This window comes from Streptomyces sp. NPDC041814 (genome assembly GCF_055590565.1).
In genome coordinates this window covers 1-22,659 of record NZ_JBVJAM010000021.1, presented here as the reverse complement: position 1 = coordinate 22,659, position 22,659 = coordinate 1, and the positions used below count along the sequence as shown (strand labels likewise).

The following is a 22,659-nucleotide window of genomic DNA, read 5'->3' as shown; positions in this document are numbered from 1 at the left end:
ACCGTTGTCGGTGCGAGGACCTAATCTGTGCACCGTGACTTCGCCTGCCTACACGGACAACGCTGCGCCCCAGCTCAGCGCGGGGCCGCGGCCCGCACCGGGCCCGGCCGCCGACGAGGGGCTGTCCCGGCGGCTGCGCGCGCTCGCCTGCACCGCGCCGCTGCACGACCTGGACGTGCGCAAGGCGAACCTCGCCGGTGAGTACAGCGGCTACGCGATGGCCGAGGTCGCCCTTGCCGCGATCGACCACGTCACGCTCAACATGGACTTCGACACGGGCGCGGACCACGACCAGATAGTGACCAGGCTCCTCCCGCGCGTCGCAGCCCAGGCCCCCGCCCGCCCCGCCGCCGAGCACGAACGGGTCGCCCGCTGGGTCCTGGAGAACCTGATCAACGTCGGCAGCGTGGACCGCGGATTCCGTGCCGTCTACGGCACCTTCGGGCCCGACGGCGTCTACGTCCGCCGCGACTACGACTTCAAGCTGATCGAGGAGGTCCCCGGGCACGGCGGCAGCGTCTACCTCAGGGCCACCGACGAGGCGGTCAACGTCCTGGTCGGCGCCCTCGACACCGACGTCACCAGCGCCCAGATCGCCGCCGAGGTCAAGCTGGAGGTCCTGATCAGCCGGGGCCGCCTCGCCGACGCCCAGCTCGCCGCCGAACAGGCCCGCTACCGGACCGTGCAGTACGCGGAGACGCTGCGCAAGACGCTCGACGCCACCCGGCGCAACGTCCGCGCGGTCGACTGGCTCAACGCCGTGCCCGACATGATCGCCGAGGCCCTGGACCATGTCGCCGACCGCTACCGCCACGAGAACGCGATCCTGACCAACATCCGCAAGGCCCGGGACGAGGCCGAGGACCCCGAGCACAAGCGCCGCGCCGCCGAGCTGGTCGACATCGTCAAGGACTGCATCCGCCGCCACACCCAGCTCCAGTCCCGGCTCCTTGAGGCAGGCCCGCTCTTCCGCGCGGAGCAGGACCGCCAGGCCTTCGCCGCCCCCGCCGCCCGCACCGGACTCGACCTGTACGGGCAGCTCCTCGGCCCGCTGCTGCCGCTCCCGGTCGAGCAGGCGAGCCGCGCCACCGACGCCTTCTTCGCCCACGGCACCGGCCTGCGCACCCCGGTCTCCGTACGGGTGGGCGACTTGGTCGACCTGCTCCTCAGCCCGCCCCCGGCCCGCGAACACCTCGGCGCCGAGATGCCCGAGCCGGACCTGATCGCCACCCCCGACGACAGCCGCTTCAGCGAGGAGCAGCTGGCCGCCGCGACGGAACTCCTCGATCTGGAGCACGACGCGCCGCGCCGGCTCTCCGGCCTCCTCGCCGACGCCCGCCGCCGCGACCCCGACCTGCCCTACCTGGTCGCCCTGCTCGCCGTGCACGCCGCGAGCCCCCCGGTCGGCACCGCCTACCGCCAGGGCGAGCGCCGCCTGCTGTTCTCCGTGGACGACGGCACCCCGCTGGACGACGAGGAGTTCGGCGGCGCCGACCTGATCGTCGGCACCGCCCTGCTCGACGCCGCCGGCATGGCGGCCGACCGCACGGAGGCGCCGTGAAAGCCCCGGGCCCCCGTACCACCTTCCGCCACACGTACCGCACCGAGGAGCCAGTGTCGTGAGCGACCCCCGCGCAGAGCACGCCGACGCGTGGAGCGAGCCCGCCGACCGGCCCGCCCCCGCCTACGAGCCCGACCGCCCGGCGCCCGCACCGGCCGCCGTCACCCCGGCGGACGCGGCCGACGCCGCCCGGCTCGTCGCCTTCGGCCTCCAGCCCAAGCTGCTCCCCGCCCGCGACGCGGAATACGCCGAACTGCTGCGCCGCTACCGGGACGACCCCGCCTTCGCCCGGCTCTCCGACGCCGTCGCCACCGGCCTCGGCCTCATCGTCCTGGAGGTCTCGCCCCGGGCGGGCATGGCCGTCACGGCGGGCGAGGACTCCGTCTTCGCCGTCCGCATGGGCGACTACGCGCGCCGCGCCTCCTCGGACAGCGCCGACCGCTTCCTGCACGGGCTCGCCCACCTCGCCGTGGCCGCCATGGCCTTCCCGCGCCCCGAGGACCTGGCTGACGACGCCTACATCGGCCGGATCACGGTCAACGGCGTGGACGCCTTCGTACGCCAGGCGTGCGACCGGCTGGAGCAGCGCGCCGAGGAACAGGGCGACAACACCGACCCGGCCAGCGACGCCCCGGGCCTGGAGGCCGGCTGGCGCGTCTACGCCCGGCGCAGCGCCACCGGCGCCACCAAGGACGCCCGCCGGCTCGCCGGCTCCACCACGGGCATCATCGGCAAGGCCGTCGCCTTCCTCACCGACTCCGGCTTCCTCCAGCGCACCGGCGACGACGCCGGAGGCACGTACCGCACCACCGCCCGCTACCAGCTCCAGGTCCGCGACATGGCCGGGACCGCCGCCATGGCCGAGCTCCTCGACCTGGGCGTCGTCCCCGTCACCGACGGAAGCGCCACGCTGCTGCCGCCCCCGGACCCCGACGACCTGGAACTGGCGGCCGACGCGGGCCTGCCGTTCCACGGCTGACCGCCACCCGTCACCGACGCCTTCCCCCCCGCTCCCAGAACGACGAGAGTCCGCCGCCATGTACGAGCTGTCCCGGGTCCGCCTCTACTCCATCGGACCGGCCGGCGCACGCTACGCCGACACCGTGCTCGACCTGCGCGGAGTGGGCGAGCCGGTGCCTCGCCCCGCCCCGGCGCAGGCGGAGTTCTTCGAGGAGGAGCCGGTCGGCCCGCCGCGCCGGCCGGCCCCCGCGGGCGTCCTCTTCCTGGAGAACGGCGGCGGCAAGTCCGTCCTGCTGAAGCTCATCTTCTCGGTGATGCTCCCGGGCCACCGCAACACCCTCGGCGGCGCCAGTTCCGGAGTGCTGCGCAAGTTCCTGCTCGCCGACGACTGCGGTCATGTCGCCCTGGAGTGGCAGCACACCCTCACCGGTGAGTGCGTGGTCGTCGGCAAGGTCAGCGAGTGGCGCGGACGCCAGGTCTCCAACGACCCCCGGAAGTTCGCCGAGGCGTGGTATTCGTTCCGGCCGGGCCCCGGACTCGGGCTCGACTCGCTGCCCGTCGCCGAGTCCATCGCCGTCGGCCGCCCCGCCGAAGGCGCCTCCGGCGCCCGCGGCCGCCGCCGGACCATGAAGGGCTTCCGCGACGCGCTCACCGAGGCCGGGAAGTTCTACCAGCACCTCGACGTGCACTGGGAGGAGATCCACGACCGCTGGAACGAACACCTGGGCGACCTGGGCCTCGACCCCGAACTCTTCCGCTACCAGCGCGAGATGAACGCCGACGAGGGCGAGGCGGCCGGCCTCTTCGCGGTCAAGAAGGACTCCGACTTCACCGACCTGCTGCTGCGCGCCGTCACCGACACCCGCGACACGGACGGCCTCGCCGACCTCGTCAGCGGCTTCGGCAACAAGCTCGGCCGCCGCGCCGAGCTCACCGCCGAACGCGACTTCACCGCAGGCTCCGTCGACCTCCTCGGCCGCATCGTGGAAGCCGCGGGCACCCGCGCCCGCGCCCGCGACATCCACGCCGGGTCCGAGCGCCGCACCCGCACCCTCGTCCGCCGCCTCTCCGCCCGCGCCGGCGAGGAGCGCGGCCGGGCCGCCGAGCTCGCCCAGCAGGTCACCTCCGCCGCCCACACCGTCACCGGCGCCGAGGAGGCCCGCGGCCGGTGCGCCCTGATCGCCGCCGAACTCGCCTACCGGCACGCCTCGCTGGCGCTCACCGCCGCCGAGAAGAGCGCCGCCGCCCAGCGCCGCGAACTGGGCGACGCGCGCACCCTGCACGCCGCCTGGCAGGCCGCCGAGGCCGTCCTGCGCCACCGCGCGGCCGCCGACCGCTCCGCCCGCGTCGCCGCCGCGATCCGGGAGGCCGAGCGCGACGCCGCCCCCGCCCTCGCCGCCCGCGCGAGCGCCGCCGCCGACCTCGTACGGGCCCTGCACACCGCAGCCGAGGCGGGCGAGAGCCGGGCCAACGAGGAGGAGGAGCGCTCCGACACGCTCCAGAGCGCCGGGGAGGCCGCCCACCGGGACGCCACCACCGCCGCCACCGAGGCCCAGCGCGCCCGCAGCGAGGCCGGCCACCTGCGCCAGCGCCTGGCCGAGGTCGAGCAGGAGACCGCCGAAGCCGTCCGGGCCGGCTGGCTCGACGACACCGCGCCGCACGCCGACCCCGCCAGGGCCGCCCTCGCCGCCAACGACGCCGAACAGGCCGCCGTGGCCGCCTGGGACACCGCCCGCGAGGCCGCCGGAGCCGCCGCCGACCGGGCCCGCCAGGCCACCGCCGACGAGTCCCGCGCCGAACTGGCCGCCGCCCGCGCCGCCGACGCCGCCCGCGCCGCCGAGCAGGCGTACGAGGCGGAGCTGAGGGCCGCCGACTCGATCGCCGCCGAACCCCGCCTCGCCGAACTGCTCGGACTGTCCGCCGACCGGACCGGTGCGGTGCCCCGCCCCCGGCAGGCCGCCGCCGGTACCGGCCGGACCGCCGACGCCCAGCACGGGCACGACGAGGGGCCCGGCCCCGCACCGGCCACCCCGGACGGAGCGGAACCCGCCCCGCACGGCGCGCCCGCCGCCACCGCGGCCCTTCCCGGGCCGGCCGGCCAGGCACTCACCGCCGACGAGTTCGACCGCGCCGCCGACGAGCTGCGCGACCTGCTCGACCAGAGCGTCGCCACCGCCGAACGGCGGCTGTTCGAACTGCGCACCGCCGCCGCCGACGACGCCCGCATCCTGGGCGCGCTCGGCGACGGCGGCCTCCTCCCGCCGAGCCCCGACGTCCTGGCCACCGTGGAATACCTCGGCGAACAAGGCATTCCCGCCCTGCCGGGCTGGCGCTACCTCGCCCAGGCCGTCGACCCCGCCGACCACGCCGCCGTTCTCGCCGCCCGCCCCGAGCTCGTGGACGGCGTCGTCATCACCGACCCCGGCGCCCACGCCCGCGCCCGCGACGTCCTCGGCGCCGCCGCCCTGCTGCCCCGGTCCGCCGTCGCCGTCGGCACCGCCGCCGCCCTCCTCGCCCCCGTGCCCGACCCCGGCACCGGCGCGTCCGGCACGGGCGAAGGCGTCTTCCTCGTACCGCCGAACCCGGCCATGCACGACGAGCACGCCGCCGACGAGGAGCGCCAAGCGCTGCGCAGCCGGGCCGCCGCCCGCGACGAGGACATCCGCGTGCTCGCCGCCCGCCTCGGCGCCGACCGCGCGCTCGCCGCCCGCATCGGCTCCTGGCGCGCCGACTGCCCGCCCGGCATGCTCGCCGAGCTCGCCGAAGCGGCCGGCACTGCCCGCACCGCCGCCGAAACCGCCGAGGCCGTCCTCGCCGAGGCCCGCACGGTGCGCGCCGAGGCCGACGAGGCCGCCGCCGACACCGCCCGGGTCCGCGAGGAGCGCCAGGAAGCCGCCCAGCGCGCCCGCCGGGCCGCCGACGCGCTCGCCGGGCTCGCCTTCCGGCTGCGCGAACGGGCCGGGTGGCAGGCCAAGCTGCGCGAGCTGACCGACGAGGCGGCGGAAAGCGAGGCCCGCGCCACCGTCTTCCTGGAGCGCGCCCGGGCCGCCGACGAGGACCGCCGGGCCGCCCAGCGCGCCGCCGACGACGCCCGCCGCACCGCCCGCGCCCTGCGCGCCGAACGTGCCGAGATCGCCGGTGCCCCCGAACACCTCCCCGACCTCGGCGAGGACACCCCCCGCCAGGCGCTGCCCGCCCTGCGCGAGGCGTACCGGGCGGCGTCCCAGCTGTACGAGAAGGTGGGCGTCGGCGCCGACCTGCGCGCCGAGCAGGCCCGGGCCGAGAGCGACGAGAGCGCCGCCCTCGCCGAGCTGGACCGCCTCACCAACAAGGTCCGCACCCGGGCCGCCCAGCTCCTGGAGGGCACCGACGGCGCCGACGGCCCGTCCCGGCAGGCCGCGGCCGCCCGCGCCGAATCCCTCGTCCAGCTCCTGGAGACCCGGGCCTCCGCCGCGAGCGAGCAGCTGGGCCGGCTGCGTGGCGAGGCCGAACGCCTGGCGCCCGCCGACGGCGAGAGCCTGCACACCGACCTGCCCGAGGACCGGGTGCCCGCCGACGCCGAACAGGCCCAGGCCCTCCTGCGTACCGCCACGGCCGAGCTGGCCGCCGCCACCGCCGCGCTGGACACCGCCCGGGCCGCCCACGCCGAGCTGCTGCACGCCCACCGTGCCGCCGAGGACGCGGCGGGCGGCTTCGACGAGACGGCCGCCCTGCTGCGCGACCTGCTCAGGGACCACGGCTCCGATGACGATTCGGAGGAGACCGAGCCGTACCCGGGCAGCCTGGAGGAGGCCCGGCAGTCCGCCGCCGAGGCCCGCCGCTCGCTGCGCGGCTGCGCCGCCGACCTGTCCGCCGCCGAAGCGTCCGTCCGGGAGGCGAGCGACGTCCTCGTACGCCACGCCAACTCCACCCGCTACGAGCAGGTCCGCACCCCGGCCCGGCAGCAGATCCGCGAACTGCCCGCCGCCGCGCTCCCCGAGCACGCGGAGAAGTGGGCCGCCGCTTTCGCCCCCCGGCTGCGCGTCCTCACCGACGAGCTGGCCCAGCTGGAGCGCAACCGCGACTCCATCGTGGACCGGCTGCGCGGCCTGGTGGAGTCCGCGCTCACCACGCTCCGTTCCGCCCAGCGGCTCTCCCGGCTCCCGGAGGGCCTGGGGGAGTGGTCCGGGCAGGAATTCCTCCGTATCCGTTTCGAGGAGCCCGACCAGGCCACCCTCACCGAACGGCTCGGCGAGGTCGTCGACGAGGCGACGCGATCGGCCCTCCGGAAGAACTCCGACCTGCGCCGCGACGGCATGTCGCTGCTTCTGCGCGGGGTCCGGGCGGCCCTGGAACCCAAGGGCGTCGCCGTCGAGATCCTGAAGCCGGACGCCGTGCTGCGCGCCGAGCGCGTGCCGGTCGGGCAGATGGGCGACGTCTTCTCGGGCGGACAGCTGCTCACCGCGGCCATCGCCCTGTACTGCACGATGGCCGCCCTGCGCAGCAACGACCGGGGGCGCGACCGCGCGGAGCACCGGCACGCGGGCACGCTGTTCCTCGACAATCCGATCGGCCGGGCCAACGCCACCTATCTGCTGGAGCTCCAGCGTGCGGTGGCCGACGCGCTCGGCGTACAACTGCTGTACACCACGGGCCTGTTCGACACGACGGCGCTGGCGGAATTCCCGCTCGTCATCCGGCTGCGCAACGACGCGGACCTGCGCGCCGGGCTGAAGTACATCAGCGTCGAGGAGCACCTGCGCCCCGGGCTGCCGCAGCAGGACCCCGGCAGCGAGACGGTGCACGGCGAGATCACCGCGACGCGCATGTTCAAGCGCGGCGCCCCGGCGCCCCGGACCCCGGACGCGTCCGAGACGATCGAGGAGACCCGGGCTCCGTAGCGCCAGGGCGCCCGGGCGTGGTCAGGCCCGCGAGAGGCGGTCCGCGCCCCGGCGCCCTATCCGCGCAGCCTCCCGCTGCGCGGCGCGGGCCTCACGCCGAGCCCTGCGCCGCTCGCGGCGCAGCCGCCGGGCCGAACTGCTGGGCTCGGAGACCACTCCGTGGCGCTGGTTCCACACCTGGCGGGTTACCCAGACGTCCAGCACCGCCCAGGTCGCTACCACCGTGCTCGCCACCGCGCTCAGCACCATCGGGAACGAGAGCCAGGACCCGGCCAGCGCGGTGAGGAACGCCACCATCGCCAGAATCATCGTCAGCGACATGACGAGCACCGCCCGCACCGCCGCCGTCCGCACCGGATCCGGCATCCGTCGCCGCGTCGCGGGCTCCTCCACCCAGAGCGGCTGCCGGAAAACGTCCCGCGACTCCCGCGCACCCGTGTCACCCACCGCGCCCTCACGCTCCTGTGTGTCCAAGGCCGTTCACTCCCACCGCTGTCCGACATCAGGGTTGCTGCCCGGCATACACCCTTTCTACGCGGCCGGTCCGTCCCGTCCGCCCGAGCCTGCCCCGTTGGTCCCCCTACCCCCGTACAGACAGACGAGTGGTCAGCGGTGAAGATTCCTCCCAGGCGTCACGAAACGAAGAATTCCAGCCAACCGGGACGTGAAGGAACCTGCCATGCCCCGGGGCCTCTTCTGTCGCTTTCGTGAATTTCATCTCCCGGAATACCGGGACAAGCCATGGTCAACTCCCGGTAAGGCGGCCGAAAATCGTCCGGACATGCCTTCGAGTTGTCTGTGTGTCGGTAGTAGGCTCGCGCCGTTTGTTGACGAAACCCGTCCCCGGTCCCGCGGGGATGACCTGGGGGAGGCCATGCGCTTTCGCGGAAAGTCCATCCGCAGGAAGATCGTGGCGTTGCTCGTGGTGCCCCTCGTATCGCTCACGGCCCTCTGGGGATTCGCCACCTATCTCACCGGGCGCGAGGCCGGGAAACTACTGGGGGCGAGCACCGTCGTGGAGCGGGTCGGCCACCCCCTGGAGGACACCGTCAAGGTCATCCAGAGCGAACGCCGCCAGACCCTGGTCTTTCTCGCCGACCCGCGTGCGTCCGACGCCCTGCCCGTACTGCGCAGGCAGCGCGCCGCCACCGACCGCGTCGTGGCCGAGGTCCGTGAGAGTGCCGGGCAGAAGGACATCCGCGACGCGCTCGGTGCGACCGCGGAATCGCAGCTCGGCTCGATACTCGGCGCCGTCGAAGGACTCGACGCCCTGCGCGACTCCGTCGACAAGCGCACCATCGGCCGGCTCAAGGCGATGGCCTACTACAACCGCCTGATCGACCCCTGCTACCGGTTTCTGACCGGCCTGCACACCATGGAGAACGTCTCCATGGACCGGCAGGTCCGCGCGCTGACCGGCATATCCCGCGCCCGCGAAATGCTCTCCCGGGAAGACGCCCTGGTCGCCTCCGGACTCCTGGCAGGCCGCCTCACCGCCCCCGAACTCCGCCAGATATCTGACCTCGTCGCCCAGCGCGGCCTGCTCTACGAGACCAACCTCGACCTCCTCCCCGCCTCCGAACGCCGCCGCGTCCAGGAGTACTGGCAGGGCCCGGACAGCGAACCGCTGCGCTCCGCCGAGAACGGGATCATCTCCCGGGGCCCCACCACCAGCCCGCGCACCGCCGACGCCGCCCGCTGGCAGGAGGTCGCCCCGGCCGCCCTGGAGCGGCTGGCCAACGACTCGACGGAGATGAACAACCGCTTCAAGGACCGGGGCAGGCCCGCCGGTTACGGCATCCTCATCAAGGCGGGCATCGCCGGCGTCCTCGGCTTCCTCGCCCTCGTCGTCTCCGTCTTCGTCTCCGTGCGCATCGGCCGCGAGCTCGTCCGCGACCTCACCCGGCTGCGCAAGGACGCCCACGAGGTCGCCGGCGTCCGGCTGCCGAGCGTGATGCGCCGCCTCGCCTCGGGCGAACAGGTCGACGTGGAGACCGAGTCCCCGCACCTCCAGTACGAGCGCGACGAGATCGGCCAGGTCGGCCAGGCCCTCAACACCCTGCAACGCGCCGCAGTGGAGGCCGCCGTCAAACAGGCCGACATGCGCCGCGGCGTCTCCGAGGTCTTCGTCAACCTCGCCCGCCGCAACCAGGTCCTGCTCCACCGCCAGCTCACGCTCCTGGACACCATGGAGCGCCGCACCGAGAACACCGACGAACTCGCCGACCTCTTCCGCCTCGACCACCTCACCACCCGCATGCGCCGGCACGCCGAGGGCCTGGTGATCCTCTCCGGCGCCGCCCCCTCCCGGCAGTGGCGCAAGCCCATCCAGCTGATGGACGTGGTCCGGGCCGCCGTCGCCGAGGTCGAGGACTACGAACGCATCGAGGTCCGCAGGCTCCCCCGGATCGGCGTGGGCGGCCCGGCCGTCGCCGACCTCACGCATCTCATCGCCGAACTCCTGGAGAACGCCACGGTGTTCTCGCCCCCGCACACCGCGGTCCAGGTGCACGGTGAGCGCGTTGCCAACGGCTTCACCCTGGAGATCCACGACCGGGGCCTCGGCATGCCCCCGGACGTCCTGCTCGACGCCAATCTCCGGCTCGCCGAGACCCCCGAGTTCGAGCTCTCCGACACCGACCGCCTCGGCCTCTTCGTGGTCAGCCGGCTCGCTCAGCGGCAGAACGTCCGCGTCTCCCTCCAGACCTCCCCGTACGGCGGCACCACCGCGGTCGTCTTCATCCCCGCCGCCCTCCTCACCGACGCCCCCGAATCGCACGGCACCGGCTTCCGCCTCGACCGCCGGGCCGAGAAGGCCATCGCCGGCAGCACGCCGGACGGCGAGCCCCGGCGCCCCGAGGCCGAGGACCCGGTGCCGGGCCGGCCGAGCGGCCTCTCACCGGTTCCCACCGGCCTGGTCGACCCGGCCCTGCTCAATGGCCCCGTCGAGCTGGAGGGCGACGAACCGCTGGACTTCACCCGCGACCCGGTCCTCGAAGCGGTGGCGGGCCCCGGGCTCGACTCCGTGCTCGACGGGGTCGCGGACCTGGAGGACACCGAGAGCGAACGCGGCGGCATCTTCCGCGCCCGCGCCCTGCGCCGGGACGGGGTCCGCGAACAGCACCAGCAGGCCCCCGACGACGGCGTGCGGGCGCTGCACCCCGAGGGCACCCGGCCGCTGCCCCGTCGGCGCCGCCCGCCGACGCTGGTCACCGACCGCGGCCGCCGGGTCGACGGGGGAGGCCGCGCGGGAGAGCGCGAGGGAGGCCGTGCCCACCCCGCCTCCGAGGACCGCGAGCCGACCCGCCCGGTGGACGGCGGGGCGCCGGACCGCCGCCCCGCCGTCCCCGCGCCCCGTACGCCCGAGGCCGCCCCCGACACCCTGGGCGGCCTGCCCCGCCGCGTCCGGCAGGCCAGCCTCGCCCCGCAGCTCCGCGAGGGGCCGGACGCCCGCACGTCAGGGCCCGGCCCGGCCGGGAGCGCCGACGACATCGAGCGGGACGCCGACGAGGTACGCAGCCGTATGGCTTCGCTCCAGCGTGGCTGGCAGCGCGGCCGCCAGGAGAACGCCGAGGACCCGACCGGCCCCGGCGACACCGCACCAGGAACCACTCCGGGAGGGGACGGCCCATGACCGCACCGAACGCCGCAGCCGACACCGCACGCCAGGGGTCCGGCGAACTCAACTGGCTCCTCGACGAACTCGTCGCGCGCGTCGCGAGCATCCGCAAGGCGCTGGTGCTCTCCAGCGACGGGCTGCCCACCGGCGCGTCCAAGGACCTGACGCGGGAGGACAGCGAGCACCTGGCCGCAGTCGCCTCCGGCTTCCACAGCCTGGCCAAGGGCGTCGGCCGCCACTTCGACGCGGGCCGGGTCCGCCAGACCGTCGTGGAGCTGGACGAGGCGTTCCTCTTCGTCACGGCGGCCGGCGACGGCAGCTGCCTCGCCGTACTGGCCGAATCCGACTCCGACGTGGGGCAGGTGGCGTACGAGATGACGCTCATGGTCAAGCGCGTGGGGAGCCACCTGGCGAACGCGCCCCGGACGGCCGGTCAGCCCTCCGGGGGGTGAGCGGACGCCATGAGCGCCGCATCGCCCGGCTCCCCGGAGACCCCGGAAAGGCCGCCGGCCCCGCGCTGGTACGACGACGACGCGGGCCCCGTCGTCCGCCCCTACGCGATGACCCGCGGGCGCACCAGCAGTGCGTCCCGTCACCGCCTCGACCTGATCGCGATCGTCGTGCCCGAACCCGCGGCCGACGACCCGGACAGCGACCAGCTGCTCACCCCGGAACACGTCGAGATCCTCGAACTCTGCGGTGAGCTGCCCCAGTCGATCGCCGAGCTCGCCTCGTCCCTGGACCTGCCCGTGGGCGTGGTGCGGGTGCTGGTGGGCGATCTCGTGGACGACGAGCTGGTACACGTGACCCGTCCCGTTCCGCCGGCCGAGCTGCCGGACGTGAACATTCTCCGTGAGGTGATCAATGGCCTTCGGGCGCTCTAGCCGCAGCAGGCGGCGCGTGGAGCCCGTCACCCTCAAGATCCTGGTGGCGGGCGGCTTCGGCGTGGGCAAGACGACGCTGGTGGGCGCGGTCAGCGAGATCAGGCCGCTGCGCACGGAGGAACGGCTGACCGAGGCGGGCCGTCCGGTGGACGACCTGGACGGCGTCGAGGGGAAGACCACGACGACCGTGGCCATGGACTTCGGGCGGATCACGCTCCGCGAGGACCTGGTGCTGTACCTCTTCGGTACGCCGGGGCAGGACCGGTTCTGGTTCCTCTGGGACGAGCTGGCGCAGGGCGCGCTGGGCGCGGTCGTCCTCGCGGACACCCGGCGCCTGGCCGACTGCTTCGCGGCCGTCGACTACTTCGAGCGCCGCGAGATTCCGTTCGCCGTCGCCGTCAACCGCTTCGAGGGCACCGAGCTGTTCCCGGAGACGACGGTACGGGCCGCGCTCGACCTGGACCCGCAGGTGCCGCTCCTGATGTGCGACGCGCGGGACCGGGCGTCGGCCCGGGACGTGCTGGTGGCCGTGGTCGAACACGCCCTGGCCCGCGCGGACCGCCCGCGCGAGCCCGTCACGACCTAACGGCCGTTCTCCGCGAGCCACTTCTCGGCGGTCTGCGCCAGCTCGCGGTCGCGCCCGGCCAGCATCATGCGGATCATCTGCACGTCACCGCGGAGCGACCAGGCCGGGTGGCCGAAGGTGGCCGGGTTGTTCTTCTCGATCAGGAAGTGCGCGGGCCAGGCCGTGCCGTAGCCGATGAGCGGCAGCGCGGCCAGATACCGCTTCCGGCCGCGCGCCAGTCCGTACGCGCTGACGGCGAGACCGGTCAGGGTGCCGGTGAGATGCACCCACCGGGTCGCGGCCCGCGAGTGCATCGCGACGTAGTACGGCCAGAACTCTTCGTACGAATCGAACGTCTGCTGTGACATACGGGCACCGTAATGGCTGATCCGGCAACCGGAAACGGCTGGGCCGCGTCCGGAAGGGAGAACGGGCGGCCGGAACCCACGGGGGTGGTCCCGGCCGCCCGTGCTGCCGGCTCAGCGCCCGGCGACCGACCTGCGGGCCACCGGGAAGTCGAAGTAGGTGCCCGGGAACGTCTCGGGCTGGAAGGTGTAGTGCCACCACTCCTCGGCCAGGTTCACGAAACCGGCCTCGGTGAGCGTCTTCTTCAGGAACTGCCGGTTGGCGCGCTGCACACCCTGGATACGCGGGTCATCGGTGTGCGAGAGCGTGTCAAAGCAGTCGAAACCGGTGCCCATGTCCACCGAGTTGTCGGGGAAGCGGTCGGCCTGCGGCGCGTAGCACGGCACCAGCTTCTCGCCCGGCCGGTACGGCCTGGTCGGCAGGGCAGGGAGCCGTACGAGCGTCAGGTCCACGGTGCTGCCCCGGCTGTGCCCCGACTTCTCCGCGATGTAACCGTCCGCGAAGAGGCGTGACTTGTCGACCCGGGGATAGAACTCGCCCTTCATCGTCTCGTCGTCCAGGTCCTTCGCCCACCGCACGAAGTGGTCGACGGCCCGCTGCGGTCGGTAACAGTCGTACACCTTCAGCGAGTAGCCCTGCCGCAGCAGCCGGACCTGCGCCCGGTGCAGGGCCTCGGCAGCCGGCCGGGTCAGGACGCAGAGCGGCTGGCGGTAGCCGTCCACGGGCTCACCCATGAAGTCGTGGGCGGTCGGGTAGCGCATCTCCTGGATGATCGTGGGGTCCACCGAACGCAGCGGGACGAACTCCCGGGGCGCCTTCGGCTCGGGCCTCGCCTGCGCCACCGGCGCGGTGACGGTCACGGCGAGCAGGGCGGCGGCGGTGGCCGCCAGGGCACGGAAAGCGGTCGCAATGGCTGTCATGAGCACATCCTCCACGGTCCCGGGCCGCCGGAAGGGAGATCCGGTACAGTCCGCGCGTGTCCGCCACCGGTCCCACGCCCCGTCACCACGAGAGCCGGCCCGGCCCACCGAGGAAACGGAGCAGCCCGTGACGTACACCCACTGCCCCGCCTGCGGAGCCGCCTACACCGGCCTGCCGGACCCCGCCACCTGGCCCCGCACCTGCGCCGCCTGCGGCGAGACCGCCTACCGCAACCCGCTCCCGGTCGCCGTCGCCCTGCTCCCCGTCACCGACGGAGACACCACCGGCCTCGTCGTCATCACCCGCACCATCGAACCCGCACGCGGCGGCCTCGCCCTGCCTGGCGGCTTCATCGACCACGCCGAGGACTGGCAGCACGCCGTCGTACGCGAACTGCGCGAGGAGACCCGCATCGAGGCACGCCCCGAGGACGTCCGCCTCGCCGACGCCCTCAGCTCACCCGCCGGACACCTGCTCCTCTTCGGACTCCTCCCGGAACGGCCCGCCGCCGCGCTCCCGCCGTCCGCCCCCACCGACGAGACGTCCGGCCACACCCTGCTCACCGCCCCCGCCACGCTCGCCTTCCCCCTCCACACCGAAGCCGTCCACCGCTGGTTCGCCGGCCGCTACCGCTGAACCCCCGCACCCCGCACCCGCACCGGGCAGTCCACCGCCCCGCCGTCCCGCTCCACCACGACGCGCCCGCCCTCCAGCCGCGACGTGTACCGCTCGACCCGCACCGGCTCCCAGCCGTCACCCGCGTCCCGGACCACCGTCCCGCCCCCCGGACTCCCCGCGACCGGCGCCCACACCTCAAGCTCCGGGCCGCCGTCCGCACCCCGCACCGGAATCACCGCCCCCGCCCGGGCCAGCACCGGCACCCGGGACAACGGCGCCTCCACCACCACCCGCCCCGGCCCCTCGTACACCGCCCCGCTCACCGTGTCGTACCAGCGCCCCGGCGGCAGCCGTACCGCCCGCCGCACCACCCCGGGCTCCAGCACGGGCGCCACCAGCAGGGCGTCACCCAGCAGGAACGCGTCCTCGCAGTCCCGCAGCCCCCGCTCCCCGGGCGCCGACCACCACAACGGGCGTACGTACGGGGCACCCGTCAGCGCCGCCAGCCGCGCCAGGGTCACCCAGTACGGCCGCAGCCGCTCCCGCTCCACCAGCACCGCACGCGCCCCCGCCAGCACCTCCGGCCCGAACTCCCACGGCTCCCGGCGCCCCGCGTCGATCGCGGAGTGCGTACGGAACAGCGGCAGGTACGCGCCCAGCTGCAACCAGCGCAGATACAGCTCGGGCGACGGCGACCCGTCGAACCCGCCCACGTCCGGACCCGAGTACGGCACCCCGCACAGCCCGAGCCCCAGAACCAGCGCCAACGACGCCCGCAGTCCCGGCCACCCCGTCGCCACGTCACCGGACCAGGTGCCCCCGTACCGCTGCATCCCCGCCCAGCCGGACCGCGAGAACAGGAACGGCCGCTCCTCCGGCCGCAGCCGGGCCAGCCCCTCGTAACCGGCCCGCGCCATCGCCAGCCCGTACACGTTGTGCGCCTCCCGGTGATCACCGCCGCGCCCCTCCAGCGCGTGCCGCGCCGACCGGGGCAGCGAAGGATCACCGAACGCCGCGAACGACACCGGCTCGTTCATGTCGTGCCACACCCCGGAGAAACCCTGCGCCAGCCGCTCCGCGTACAGCCCGCCCCACCACTCCCGTACCCCCGGATCCGTGAAGTCCGGATACACGCACACCCCCGGCCACACCTCCCCGCGCACCTCCCGCCCCCGGGCATCCCGGACGAACGCGCCCACCGCCCGGCCGGACTCGTAGACCGCGTTCCCCCTGTCCGCGGCGACCGCCGGGTCCACGATCGACACCAGCCGCACCCCGGCCTCCCGCAACTCCCCGGCGAGCCCCGGCAGATCCGGGAACCGCCCGCGATCCACGGTGAACACCCGGTGCGCGTCGTAGTGATCGATGTCCAGGTGCAGCACCGACAGCGGAAGACCCCGCTCCCGGTACCCCGCAACGATCCGCCGGACCTCCCGCGCGGACCCGAAGCCCCACCGGGCGTGCTGCGGCCCGAGTGCCCAGGACGGCGGCACCGCGGCCGCCCCCGTCAGCGCCGACCACCCCGCCAGCACCCGGGCCGGGGTACCCGCCACCGCCCAGCAGCGCAGCGGCCCGCCGTCCACCCGCACCTCCGAAGCGCCCGGCCGGTCGTGCCCCGACCCCGCGCCCTCCTTCCCCTCCCGCAACGAAACCCCGCCCGACCACGAGTTGTCGTAGAACACCAGGTGCGTCCCCGCGTCCGCCACCACCAGCTGCACCGGCATCGTCAGATACAGCGGATCGTCCCCCGGCCCGAACCTCCCGCCCGGGTCCGTGTTCCACAGCGCGTACGTCCCGTCCCGCAGCCGGGGCCCCGCCGACCTCCCGCCCAGCCCGAAGAACCGCGCGTCCGCCGGAACCTCCGAACGCTGCACCCACCGCGCGCCCCCGCCCGCCACCGGCTCCCACCAGCGCGGCGGCAGCTCCCGGCGCAACACCACCCCGCCCGGCGTCCGCAGCTCCACCGCCCCGTGCCGCGACACCGCGACCGTCAGCCGCTCCGCCACCACCTGCCAGCCGCCGTTTGTACCCGGCTCCAGCACCGCCCGCGGATCCGCGGCGGGCCCCTCCCCGTCCACCGCGTACGACGGCCCCGGCTCAGCCCCGTCCCACCCCCAGAACACCGCCCCGCCCACCGCCACCCGGATCCGCAGCTCCGAACGGGCGAACCGCACGACACCGCCCCCGGGCCCGGGCTCCGCCCCTGTCACCGGACCCGGCACCCGCGCCCGCTCCGCCCCGCGCCCCGGCAGCGCCCGCGCGTCCGCACGCGCCCGGCGCCACGCCGAGCGCACCGTGCGCCGCCCCCGCTTCGAACCCACCAGCTTCACCGAGCGCACCAGGTCACGACCGTTCATGCCGCTCACCCTGCCACCCGCCCGGCCGCGAACAGGCGCCGTTCAACTTCCGTTCACCCCGCACCGGACGTGGCGGGAGCACATACCGGGACACGGAACCATGTACGGGCAACCCTGGTGCGAAAGACGATCACATGGCATCGTCCGTGGCGTCGCCTCACGCGCACACCCCCGCACGTGCGCGCGACCTGCGCACACTCCGCGTACCCGCTACAGCCAGGGAGCCGCCCCATGACCTCAGCAGCCGACGAAGCCCCCCTGTGGCAGCCCGGCCCCGACCGCGTCGCGACCGCCGCCGTCACCCGATTCCAGAGCTGGGCGGCCGAGCACCACGGCGCCCCCGCCGAGGGCGGCTACGCCAGTCTGCACCGCTGGTCCGTCGAGGAACTCGACACCTTCTGGAAGGCCGTCGCCGAATGGTTCGACGTGCGCTTCTCCACCCCGTACGAGCAGGTCATCGGCGACCGCTCGATGCCCGGCGCCACCTGGTTCCCCGGCGCCACGCTCAACTACGCCGAGCACGCGCTGCGCGCCGCCGAGGACCCCCTGCGCGCCGACGCGCCCGCCCTGCTCCACGTGGACGAGAGCCACACCCAGGCCCCGACCACCTGGTCCGAGCTCCGCCGCCAGGTCGGCTCGCTCGCCGCCGAACTCCGCGCCCTCGGGGTCACCCCCGGCGACCGCGTCAGCGGCTACCTCCCCAACATCCCGCAGGCCGTCGTGGCCTTCCTCGCCACCGCGGCCGTCGGCGGCGTCTGGACCTCCTGCGCCCCGGACTTCGGCGCCCGCAGCGTCCTCGACCGCTTCCAGCAGGTCGAACCCGTCGTCCTGTTCACCGTCGACGGCTACCGCTACGGCGGCAAGGAGCACCACCGGGCCGACACCGTCGCCGAGCTCCGCCGCGAACTCCCCACCCTGCGCGCCGTCGTACACATCCCGCTGCTGGGCACCGAAGCGCCCGAAGGCGCCCTCGACTGGGCCGCCCTCACCACCGCCGACACCGAACCGGTCTTCGAGCAGGTGCCCTTCGACCACCCGCTCTGGGTCCTCTACTCCTCGGGCACCACCGGCCTCCCCAAGGCCATCGTCCAGTCCCAGGGCGGCATCCTGCTCGAACACTTCAAGCAGATCGGCCTCCACTGCGACCTCGGCCCCGAGGACCGCTTCTTCTGGTACACCTCCACCGGCTGGATGATGTGGAACTTCCTCGTCTCCGGCCTCCTCACCGGCACCACCCTGGTGCTGTACGACGGAAGCCCCGGCTACCCGGACGTCAGCGCCCAGTGGCGCGTCGCCGAACAGACCGGCGCCACCCTCTTCGGCACCTCCGCCGCCTACGTCATGGCCTGCCGCAAGGCCGGCATCCACCCGGGACGCGACCTCGACCTCTCCCGCGTGCAGTGCGTCGCCACCACCGGTTCCCCGCTCCCGCCCGACGGCTTCCGCTGGCTCCACGACGAGGTCGCCGACGACCTGTGGATCGCCTCCGTCAGCGGCGGCACCGACGTCTGCAGCTGCTTCGCCGGCGCGGTGCCCACCCTCCCCGTCCACATCGGCGAGCTCCAGGCCGCCTGCCTCGGCACGAGCCTCCAGTCCTGGGACCCGGCGGGCCGACCGCTGACCGGAGAGGTCGGCGAGCTCGTCGTCACCGAGCCGATGCCCTCCATGCCGGTCCGCTTCTGGAACGACCCCGACGGCAGCCGCTACCACGACAGCTACTTCGACGTGTACCCCGGCGTCTGGCGCCACGGCGACTGGATCACGATCACCGACCGCGGCTCCGTCGTCATCCACGGCCGCTCCGACTCCACCCTGAACCGGCAGGGCGTCCGCATGGGCTCCGCCGACATCTACGAGGCCGTCGAACGCCTCCCCGAGATCCGCGAATCCCTCGTCATCGGCCTGGAGGAACCGGACGGCGGCTACTGGATGCCGCTCTTCGTCCACCTCGCAGAAGGCGCCACCCTGGACGACGCCCTCCGCGACAGCATCAAGCGCACCATCCGCGAGAACCTCTCGCCCCGCCACGTCCCCGACGAGGTCATCGAGGTCCCGGGCATCCCGCACACCCTCACCGGCAAGCGCATCGAGGTTCCGGTCAAGCGCCTGCTCCAGGGAACAGCCTTGGAAAAGGCCGTCAACCCCGGCTCGATCGACAACCTGGAGCTCCTCCACTTCTACGAGAAGCTGGCCCGCGAACGCCGCTGAGAGCCCCGTTGTCAGTGCCCCTGGTTACGCTGAGTGAGCAATGATCGACAGCGCACTGGGGGACATCATGGCGCAGACGAGGAACAAGCGGACCACCGTCCACGGACGGACCGTGACCACCACCATGCGACGCGCGCTGCGCCGCGAAGCACCGACCACCATCGGCCTGCTGACCGATGAGGAGGACTTCGCGGCGATGCGCCGCTTCCGCACCTTCACCTTCGACGACCACGGCGTCTATCTGGAACAGGTGGAGGCCCTGCTCAAGGCCCTCACCGCACAGGGCGTGCACACGACGGTCGCCCTCTTCGACCCCCTGGAGTACGTGCAGTACTGCGCGGAGGCCGGCATCGCCCCCGACACGCCGGCGGGCCGCAGCCGTTTCACCGCGGAGATCGCCGCCTGCGGAGCCACCGTCACCTACGAAGGACAGCCCCTGGACGCACTGATCCAGGTGCTCGTCGGCCGCGCGGTCCGCCGGGCCACCTGGGAGTACGCCACCATGCTCCTCGCCGGCCTCGGCGACTGCGCGGACTGCGGCCGGGACATCGGCCACGCCGCCTTCGACCGCGCGTCCCACCTCCTGGAACGCACCCTGGAGGCGGCCGGACCCGGCACCCACCACCTGGTGTGCAGCACCCCCACGGAGAACGACCAACTGCTCGCCGCCCTGCACACCGACCGCCCCGGCGCGGGGCCCGCCCTGCTCGACACCTCGGAGGGCGCCGAGTTCGTGAGCGTCCTCGCCGTGGCCATCGCCCTGGAGGGCCACGGCGGAGTCGTCCTGCGTACGAGCACGCCGGGCGCCCCGGACCGCGTGCACGGCTGGCGGCTGAGCCGGGGCAACCTCGACCCGCTCACCGCCGGCGAGGTCTTCAGCGCCTACTGCACCGACGCGGAGACGGGCGAACCCGTCGCCCCCGAGTCCGGTGTGGAGTACTGCGCGGGCTTCGACATCGGCGCCGACGAACCGGAGGAGCATCGCTGACACGACGAAGGGGCTTTCCGCCGGTCCCCGGCGGAAGGCCCCTTCACCTCGCGTCGTCCGGTCCCGGACTACTCGCCCGAAAGCACCGCCTGCGCCGCCCGGCGCGCTTCCTCGGCGGAGTCCGCCGCACGCGCGGCCGAAGCGGCCCGCTCGCACTGCGCCAGCGTGTACTTGGCGAGCGTGGCGCGGACATAGGGAATGGACGCCGCGCCCATCGACAGGGACGTCACACCCAGCCCCGTCAGCACGCAGGCGAGCAGCGGATCGGAGGCCGCCTCACCACAGACACCACAGCTCTTGCCCTCGGCCTTCGCGGCGTCGGCGGACAGCGCGACCAGATCCAGCAGGGCGGGCTGCCACGGGTCCTGGAGCCGGGAGACGGCCCCCACCTGACGGTCCGCCGCGAAGGTGTACTGCGCCAGGTCGTTGGTGCCCAGCGAAAGGAACTCCACCTCCTGCAGCACCGAGCGCGCCCGCAGCGCGGCGGACGGGATCTCGACCATCGCGCCGAACTTCGCGTTCAGCCCGGCCTCGCGGCAGGCGTCGGCGAAGGCCTTCGCGTCCGCGCGGTCGGCCACCATGGGCGCCATGACCTCAAGGTAGACGGGCAGCCCCTCGGCGGCCTTGGACAGCGCGGTCAGCTGGGTGCGCAGCACGTCCGGGTGGTCCAGCAGGCTCCGCAGCCCGCGCACGCCCAGCGCCGGGTTCGGCTCGTCCGCCGGGGTCAGGAAGTCGAGCGGTTTGTCCGCGCCCGCGTCCAGCACCCGCACCACGACACGGCCCTCGGGGAACGCCTCCAGCACCGCGCGGTACGCGGCGATCTGCTTCTCCTCGGACGGCGCCTGCTTGCTGTCGTCCAGGAAGAGGAACTCGGTACGGAACAGGCCGACGCCCTCCGCACCCGCCTCCACGGCCGCCGGCACGTCACCGGGACCGCCCACGTTGGCGAGCAGCGGCACCTTGTGACCGTCCGACGTGGCACCGGGGCCCGTCGCGGCAGTCAGCGCGGCCTTGCGCGCGGCGGCGGCGCTCTCCAGTTCCGCCCGCTTCGCGTCGCTCGGCTCCACGAAGATCTCGCCGGTGCTGCCGTCCACGGCGATGAGCGTGCCCTCGGCCAGCTCACCGGCTCCGGGCAGGGCCACCACGGCGGGGACGCCGAGCGCCCGGGCCAGGATGGCGCTGTGGCTGGTCGGTCCGCCCTCCTCGGTGACGAAGCCGAGGACCAGTGCGGGGTCCAGCAGCGCCGTGTCGGCGGGGGCGAGGTCCCGGGCGATCAGGACGTAGGGCTCGTCGCTGTCCGGCACGCCGGGCATCGGCACGCCGAGCAGCCGCGCCACGATGCGATTGCGGACGTCATCGAGGTCGGCGACCCGGCCCGCCAGGTATTCGCCGGCACCCGCGAGGAGCGCCCGGTACGAGGCGAACGCGTCGTACACACCGCGCTCGGCGGTGCTCCCGACGGCGATGCGGCGTTCGACATCGGCCATGAGCTCGGGGTCCTGGGCCATCATGGCCTGGGCCTCAAGCACATGCTGCGCCTCGCCACCGGCCAGGTTGCCGCGCGCGATGAGGTCGGCGGCGACGGCCTCCACGGCCTGCCGGGCCCGCCCCTGCTCGCGTTCGGCCTCCTCGGCCGGGATCTGCTTGGCCGGCGGTTCGAGCACCGCGGTGCCCATGTGCCGTACCTCGCCGATCGCCACACCGTGGCTCACGCCTACGCCTCGCAGCGTTGTCTCCATTTCACCCGTCTCCGGTCGTGCGGTGGCCGTTGCCTCCGCGGTGGTGGATATCCAGTCGGCTGTCACTGCGCCGATCGCGTTACTGCCAGCCGAACAGCGAGTCGCCGGCTGCGACCTCGCCGGACTCCACGAGCTCGGAGAGGGCGTCGGCCGTCGCCTCCAGCGCCACGATGGGGCACACGGGGGACTTGCCGGCCTCCTCGACGGCGGAGGGGTTCCACCGGACGACGGCCTGACCGCGGGCAACGGTGTCGCCCTTGCTCACGAGCAGCTCGAAGCCCTCACCGTTGAGCTGGACGGTGTCGATGCCCAGGTGCGTGAGCACCCCGTGCCCCTCGCTGTCGACCACCACGAACGCGTGCGGGTGGAGGGAGACGACGACTCCATCGACGGGGGAGACCGCCTCGGAGGGCTCGCGGACGGGGTCGATGGCGGTGCCGGGACCGACCATCGCGCCGGCGAAGACGGGGTCGGGTACGGCAGCGAGCCCAACGGCACGTCCGGCAAGAGGGGACGTAACAGTGGTCATGGGGGGCCTCCCAGTGGAGCTTCGAAGGTGCCGCCGCGGCTAGAGAGGAGGACGGCGTACTGCTCAGCAGCGTAAGTCATAAGAAGTCCCGGTTCCGCCCGAGTCCTGACGGTTCGAGGACCTAGGGGCGCACCGGAAACGATTTGCCTCGACTCCCGGCTGCCTGTACTGTCGTACTCCTGCCTGGCCCCAACGCGACTTTGAGTCGGGGGTCGGCAACGGCTATTGAGCCCAAACCCTAACCCGAAATCGGGCACCCGCATGTCTGCGGGGGGCCGGTCAGGGGGACCGGAAAGGTTTGATAGTGTCGGACTCGCCGGAAAGGGAAACGCGAAAGCGAAGAACTGGAAAGCGAAAATCGCTTGACCTGCTTCGACCGGGAATCGGACACGAAAGAGTCTGATAGAGTCGGAAACGCAAGACCGAAGGGAAGCGCCCGGAGGAAAGCCCGAGAGGGTGAGTAC

At 73.9% G+C, this 22,659-nt stretch carries 16 protein-coding genes; 10 read left to right on the top strand and 6 right to left on the bottom strand.

From position 1 onward, the window contains the following. Positions 1 to 34: 34 nt before the first annotated feature. The 3 genes from ACZ6C6_RS34385 to ACZ6C6_RS34375 are packed head-to-tail and all read left to right on the top strand — an operon-like array spanning position 35 to position 7,401. A complete protein-coding gene (locus tag ACZ6C6_RS34385) occupies positions 35 to 1,561 on the top strand; it encodes a hypothetical protein (protein ID WP_469208711.1) in 1,527 nt (508 codons plus the stop codon). Positions 1,562 to 1,619: 58 nt separating this feature from the next. After that, entirely contained in the window at positions 1,620 to 2,540 is a 921-nt protein-coding gene (locus ACZ6C6_RS34380; RefSeq protein WP_469208708.1) for a hypothetical protein, read from the top strand. A gap of 58 nt (positions 2,541 to 2,598) precedes the next feature. Next, positions 2,599 to 7,401 (top strand): coiled-coil domain-containing protein, encoded by a 4,803-nt coding sequence (locus tag ACZ6C6_RS34375; RefSeq protein WP_469208706.1) that lies wholly within the window; start codon positions 2,599 to 2,601, stop codon positions 7,399 to 7,401. A 21-nt stretch (positions 7,402 to 7,422) separates the two neighbouring features. Here ACZ6C6_RS34375 and ACZ6C6_RS34370 read toward each other — a convergent pair whose 3' ends face one another. Next, positions 7,423 to 7,875 (bottom strand): hypothetical protein, encoded by a 453-nt coding sequence (locus ACZ6C6_RS34370; protein ID WP_469208704.1) that lies wholly within the window; start codon positions 7,873 to 7,875, stop codon positions 7,423 to 7,425. A gap of 400 nt (positions 7,876 to 8,275) precedes the next feature. Between ACZ6C6_RS34370 and ACZ6C6_RS34365 the strand changes: the two genes are divergently transcribed. From ACZ6C6_RS34365 to ACZ6C6_RS34350, 4 genes are read left to right on the top strand one after another with little or no spacing between them, the layout of a single operon-like run. After that, a complete protein-coding gene (locus ACZ6C6_RS34365; protein ID WP_469208702.1) occupies positions 8,276 to 11,035 on the top strand; it encodes a sensor histidine kinase in 2,760 nt (919 codons plus the stop codon). Continuing rightward, entirely contained in the window at positions 11,032 to 11,472 is a 441-nt protein-coding gene (locus ACZ6C6_RS34360; protein WP_469208700.1) for a roadblock/LC7 domain-containing protein, read from the top strand. Before ACZ6C6_RS34365 ends, ACZ6C6_RS34360 begins: the two co-directional genes overlap by 4 nt. A 9-nt stretch (positions 11,473 to 11,481) precedes the next feature. Continuing rightward, a complete protein-coding gene (locus ACZ6C6_RS34355; RefSeq protein ID WP_469208698.1) occupies positions 11,482 to 11,904 on the top strand; it encodes a DUF742 domain-containing protein in 423 nt (140 codons plus the stop codon). Continuing rightward, entirely contained in the window at positions 11,885 to 12,490 is a 606-nt protein-coding gene (locus ACZ6C6_RS34350) for a GTP-binding protein (RefSeq protein ID WP_469208696.1), read from the top strand. Before ACZ6C6_RS34355 ends, ACZ6C6_RS34350 begins: the two co-directional genes overlap by 20 nt. Here the strand turns inward: ACZ6C6_RS34350 and ACZ6C6_RS34345 are convergent. After that, the gene (locus ACZ6C6_RS34345; protein WP_469208694.1) at positions 12,487 to 12,837 is read right to left on the bottom strand and encodes an Mpo1-like protein; all 351 of its coding nucleotides are present in this window, start codon (positions 12,835 to 12,837) and stop codon (positions 12,487 to 12,489) included. The genes ACZ6C6_RS34350 and ACZ6C6_RS34345 overlap by 4 nt on opposite strands. Before the next feature lie 111 nt (positions 12,838 to 12,948). Continuing rightward, on the bottom strand, positions 12,949 to 13,755 hold the full coding sequence (locus ACZ6C6_RS34340) for a M15 family metallopeptidase (RefSeq protein WP_469208692.1): 807 nt from the start codon (positions 13,753 to 13,755) through the stop codon (positions 12,949 to 12,951). Positions 13,756 to 13,882: 127 nt separating this feature from the next. Here ACZ6C6_RS34340 and ACZ6C6_RS34335 point away from each other — a divergent pair, with 127 nt between their 5' ends. Next, the gene (locus ACZ6C6_RS34335) at positions 13,883 to 14,392 is read left to right on the top strand and encodes an NUDIX domain-containing protein (RefSeq protein WP_469208690.1); all 510 of its coding nucleotides are present in this window, start codon (positions 13,883 to 13,885) and stop codon (positions 14,390 to 14,392) included. Here ACZ6C6_RS34335 and ACZ6C6_RS34330 read toward each other — a convergent pair. After that, positions 14,383 to 16,731 (bottom strand): glycoside hydrolase family 31 protein, encoded by a 2,349-nt coding sequence (locus ACZ6C6_RS34330; RefSeq protein WP_469208688.1) that lies wholly within the window; start codon positions 16,729 to 16,731, stop codon positions 14,383 to 14,385. The genes ACZ6C6_RS34335 and ACZ6C6_RS34330 overlap by 10 nt on opposite strands. Positions 16,732 to 16,962: 231 nt before the next feature. Here ACZ6C6_RS34330 and ACZ6C6_RS34325 point away from each other — a divergent pair, with 231 nt between their 5' ends. Continuing rightward, the gene (locus ACZ6C6_RS34325; RefSeq protein ID WP_469208686.1) at positions 16,963 to 18,939 is read left to right on the top strand and encodes an acetoacetate--CoA ligase; all 1,977 of its coding nucleotides are present in this window, start codon (positions 16,963 to 16,965) and stop codon (positions 18,937 to 18,939) included. Between the two features lie 40 nt (positions 18,940 to 18,979). After that, positions 18,980 to 19,927, top strand: a complete 948-nt coding sequence (locus ACZ6C6_RS34320) for a hypothetical protein (protein ID WP_469208684.1) — start codon at positions 18,980 to 18,982, stop codon at positions 19,925 to 19,927. Positions 19,928 to 19,995: 68 nt separating this feature from the next. Here ACZ6C6_RS34320 and ptsP read toward each other — a convergent pair whose 3' ends face one another. Continuing rightward, the gene (gene ptsP, locus ACZ6C6_RS34315) at positions 19,996 to 21,666 is read right to left on the bottom strand and encodes a phosphoenolpyruvate--protein phosphotransferase (protein WP_469208682.1); all 1,671 of its coding nucleotides are present in this window, start codon (positions 21,664 to 21,666) and stop codon (positions 19,996 to 19,998) included. 79 nt (positions 21,667 to 21,745) lie between these two features. Continuing rightward, entirely contained in the window at positions 21,746 to 22,195 is a 450-nt protein-coding gene (locus tag ACZ6C6_RS34310; RefSeq protein ID WP_469208680.1) for a PTS sugar transporter subunit IIA, read from the bottom strand. Positions 22,196 to 22,659 lie beyond the last annotated feature (464 nt).

Excerpts from the sequence above, each read along its gene's own strand:
- ACZ6C6_RS34360 (WP_469208700.1), top strand. The coding sequence starts at position 11,032 with ATGACCGCACCGAACGCCGCAGCCGACACCGCACGCCAGGGGTCCGGC.
- ACZ6C6_RS34350 (WP_469208696.1), top strand. The coding sequence starts at position 11,885 with ATGGCCTTCGGGCGCTCTAGCCGCAGCAGGCGGCGCGTGGAGCCCGTC.
- ACZ6C6_RS34330 (WP_469208688.1), bottom strand. The coding sequence starts at position 16,731 with ATGAACGGTCGTGACCTGGTGCGCTCGGTGAAGCTGGTGGGTTCGAAG.
- ACZ6C6_RS34345 (WP_469208694.1), bottom strand. The coding sequence starts at position 12,837 with ATGTCACAGCAGACGTTCGATTCGTACGAAGAGTTCTGGCCGTACTAC.
- ACZ6C6_RS34340 (WP_469208692.1), bottom strand. The coding sequence starts at position 13,755 with ATGACAGCCATTGCGACCGCTTTCCGTGCCCTGGCGGCCACCGCCGCC.
- ptsP (WP_469208682.1), bottom strand. The coding sequence starts at position 21,666 with ATGGAGACAACGCTGCGAGGCGTAGGCGTGAGCCACGGTGTGGCGATC.
- ACZ6C6_RS34375 (WP_469208706.1), top strand. The coding sequence starts at position 2,599 with ATGTACGAGCTGTCCCGGGTCCGCCTCTACTCCATCGGACCGGCCGGC.
- ACZ6C6_RS34325 (WP_469208686.1), top strand. The coding sequence starts at position 16,963 with ATGACCTCAGCAGCCGACGAAGCCCCCCTGTGGCAGCCCGGCCCCGAC.
- ACZ6C6_RS34320 (WP_469208684.1), top strand. The coding sequence starts at position 18,980 with ATGATCGACAGCGCACTGGGGGACATCATGGCGCAGACGAGGAACAAG.
- ACZ6C6_RS34355 (WP_469208698.1), top strand. The coding sequence starts at position 11,482 with ATGAGCGCCGCATCGCCCGGCTCCCCGGAGACCCCGGAAAGGCCGCCG.
- ACZ6C6_RS34365 (WP_469208702.1), top strand. The coding sequence starts at position 8,276 with ATGCGCTTTCGCGGAAAGTCCATCCGCAGGAAGATCGTGGCGTTGCTC.
- ACZ6C6_RS34310 (WP_469208680.1), bottom strand. The coding sequence starts at position 22,195 with ATGACCACTGTTACGTCCCCTCTTGCCGGACGTGCCGTTGGGCTCGCT.